The 2,633-nt window shown below is 35.8% G+C and carries 8 protein-coding genes; 4 read left to right on the forward strand and 4 right to left on the reverse strand.

What is annotated here, in order from left to right; all coding sequences use genetic code 11:
• Positions 1-369 precede the first annotated feature (369 nt).
• From M2132_RS12075 to M2132_RS11865, 3 genes are read left to right on the forward strand one after another with little or no spacing between them, the layout of a single operon-like run.
• Positions 370-501 (forward strand): hypothetical protein, encoded by a 132-nt coding sequence (locus tag M2132_RS12075; RefSeq protein ID WP_348523156.1) that lies wholly within the window; start codon positions 370-372, stop codon positions 499-501.
• A complete protein-coding gene (locus M2132_RS11860) occupies positions 495-743 on the forward strand; it encodes a type II toxin-antitoxin system RelE/ParE family toxin (protein WP_348523157.1) in 249 nt (82 codons plus the stop codon). Before M2132_RS12075 ends, M2132_RS11860 begins: the two co-directional genes overlap by 7 nt.
• Positions 740-1,036, forward strand: coding sequence for a helix-turn-helix domain-containing protein (locus M2132_RS11865; RefSeq protein WP_280673832.1), 297 nt, complete (start codon positions 740-742; stop codon positions 1,034-1,036). The genes M2132_RS11860 and M2132_RS11865 overlap by 4 nt, the downstream gene beginning before the upstream one ends.
• A 331-nt stretch (positions 1,037-1,367) precedes the next feature.
• Here the strand turns inward: M2132_RS11865 and M2132_RS11870 are convergent, their stop codons facing one another.
• The 4 genes from M2132_RS11870 to M2132_RS12080 are packed head-to-tail and all read right to left on the reverse strand — an operon-like array spanning position 1,368 to position 2,352.
• Positions 1,368-1,517, reverse strand: a complete 150-nt coding sequence (locus M2132_RS11870; RefSeq protein ID WP_280673830.1) for a hypothetical protein — start codon at positions 1,515-1,517, stop codon at positions 1,368-1,370.
• Positions 1,518-1,521: 4 nt separating this feature from the next.
• Positions 1,522-1,776: a hypothetical protein gene (locus tag M2132_RS11875; protein ID WP_280673828.1), complete on the reverse strand. Its 255-nt coding sequence runs from the start codon at positions 1,774-1,776 to the stop codon at positions 1,522-1,524.
• Between the two features lie 2 nt (positions 1,777-1,778).
• On the reverse strand, positions 1,779-1,955 hold the full coding sequence (locus M2132_RS11880) for a hypothetical protein (RefSeq protein WP_280673826.1): 177 nt from the start codon (positions 1,953-1,955) through the stop codon (positions 1,779-1,781).
• Positions 1,956-1,992: 37 nt separating this feature from the next.
• The gene (locus tag M2132_RS12080; protein WP_348523158.1) at positions 1,993-2,352 is read right to left on the reverse strand and encodes a hypothetical protein; all 360 of its coding nucleotides are present in this window, start codon (positions 2,350-2,352) and stop codon (positions 1,993-1,995) included.
• 15 nt (positions 2,353-2,367) lie between these two features.
• Here M2132_RS12080 and M2132_RS12085 point away from each other — a divergent pair, with 15 nt between their 5' ends.
• On the forward strand, positions 2,368-2,508 hold the full coding sequence (locus M2132_RS12085) for a hypothetical protein (protein WP_348523159.1): 141 nt from the start codon (positions 2,368-2,370) through the stop codon (positions 2,506-2,508).
• Positions 2,509-2,633 lie beyond the last annotated feature (125 nt).

Raw genomic sequence — 2,633 nt, forward strand, 5'->3', positions numbered from 1 at the left:
AAAGTAAGGTCCACTGCCGGACTACTCATACATACGATGGGCAAAATTGCCATCGCTTTTATTTATCTAATTTTTTAAATACTGATTCGCATTAAATATAGATGGCTACCTTTTGATGCTTTTCTTAACTTCCAAAAACTCAAAGAACGCTTGAATGACATATTACATAAAATAAAATCAAAATACGTCATTAATTTTTATTGAATACTTAAAACATAAAAATACAAGGACTTATGCTCACACAAAGAAAAGAACTAAGAAGCTGTTTTGAATTTTATGAAATCACTAGTGTCCCAATTTTAATGGGACACTAGTGAGATATTATTATCTATACTTGCATAATTGTAATTAATTAGTTATATTTGTGCTATGGATAATGAGAATGAAGAAATAGACAATATCGGCTCGGCTCGTACTATCCTTTATACGGATGAGTTTAAAGAGTTCTATAATAGTCTTGACGAAAGGTCAAGAAAAAGATTGACTATGTTGTTGTGCTGATTAAGGATTTCAAACTTATACATACCGATTTCGTAAAGAAACTTGTCAATACAGAATTATACGAAATGCGTGTAAGTGTAGGCACGAATGAATACCGGTCTATATTATTCTCAATCGATCATGAAAATATCATAGAGGCTACGCAGGTAGTTATTTTAAACGGCTTCCTGAAAAAGTCAACTAAAGATTACAACAAACAGATTAAGAAAGCAGAAAAAATATTAAATAACTTAGAATCATGAGAAAAATAGATGCAACCAAACTAAAGAATGCAAATACCTTGCTGGATGCCAAATACGGGAAAGAGGGTACGGCTTCTCGTGATGAGTTTAACAAAGAAGCCATTGCGTATTATTACGGTGAAATATTGAAGGAGAAGCGTAAAGAGTTGAATCTCACACAGGAGCAACTAAGCGAAAAAGTAGGTCTGAAAAGAAGCTATATCGCTAAGATAGAAAAAGGAGCAACTGATATGCAGATGTCTAGCTTTGTTCGTATTGCTCAAGCTCTGGGGCTTAAGCTTTTGTTATCTTGATACTGTGATTAGATTATACTTTTTCAACAAAATAATAAAATAGGATAGCTGAATTTTTGGCCGCCCTATTTTTCTACATCTACAACAAACCGCAAAGTCAGGAATAAGCCTGTTTTCTTTGCGAATTTCGCATTTTCATTTCTTTTTGGCTCCAGGTTGTTTTGAGGGAAAAGTGTTGAATTTCGGCTTTGAAATGGCTTGTTTAGAATATCGAGTATTCTGGCAATATTTTTACTGGTGGTTGTCTATGCAATTATATCTACAATGTTGTCGGACAAAAAAAGGGTGCAAGCCTGAACTATACACCCTCATCACCGAGTCAAAAGTGATATTATTTCTTTGGAAGCAGTTTTTCGCCGCTTTTCAGGTATCTCTTAACCTTTTCCATGTTAGTTACCCAGAGATGTACCGGAATGGAATCCCAGAACTCCAAGCCCTTTAGATTCGATAATACTTTTTGTACTTTGTTCTTATCTTCCATAATTTTAGAATTTATAAGGGCTTTCGCCTCGTTCGATCATTTCTATCTCTTGTTTATCCTTTTCCGATAATGGGAGCTGTACCACATCAAAGCCGGCCGGAAAATCAATATATCCGATTTGTTGCATATCTCCGACAAGTTCGCCGTCTATTATCTCAAATTTGCCGTCTTTGAACTCATAGAGAGGGCACTGATCGAGCCCGATTTGTTCGCCTTTGAGGACGGCCAATACCATCCGTACTTTTTCCTTATTTGCCATTGCTATTCGTCTTTATCTTGTTTTAATTTCTCCATACGTTGCAATAATTCGTCTACAAGACTATCAGGGGCTTTTTCTAATAATTTTTCAAGTTCCTGATATTCGGCCTGAATTTGAGTCTCAACGCTAATAGATTGTTGTTTAGGTACAACATACTGCATCAGTTTTTCAAGTATCATCAGCCTGTCTTTAGGCTCTAACTCTTTGAGGTCTTTTTCAAACTTTGCTCACCCCTGAACTTAACAACAGCGAGGAGCAGCAAATGCCAATGAAGAAAAAAAAGAAGAAGCCAAAACGAGGATTCAGACAATCATAAACCGCAGATATATGAACGAGTACGAAGAAATACGAAACGAAATAGATAGCTACCAGAAGAAGCGGTTTAAGTACCGTCTTTCCCTTGTTTATCTTACTCCTGATAATATCATAGCCTCCCGAAGAAACAAGCGGATAGATTTGTATTTGCGCATTCGCCGAGTAGAAAGCATATTTCCCCCTGATTGCCTTATTATAGCCCGAATCGGCTTTCGAAAAGAGCGTATAGGGATGGAACACATTTCGTTCATTTTCTTTCACAGACAGCCTTAAAATATGGTTTCAGATACATTCGGAATAGAATCCGTCAACGATAAAAGTAGTGCGTTTGCCGAGGAATTAGGTTTTTATTCGATAGACAGTTTCAACTATGCCGTATCAATAGAAAATCTTATTTCTTGTTTTTCAAGTGGTTAAGGTAATTCTTTATTTATCTGTACACAAAGGTATAGTTAAATCATAATAAAGCGTCATATATTTGCACAAATAAAAAGTTCTTGAATTGAGTATCCAAACTTCCGTCTGATACTTTTGGCTTGTGC

The sequence above is a fragment of the Dysgonomonas sp. PH5-45 genome (assembly GCF_029893235.1).
GTDB lineage: Bacteria > Bacteroidota > Bacteroidia > Bacteroidales > Dysgonomonadaceae > UBA1309.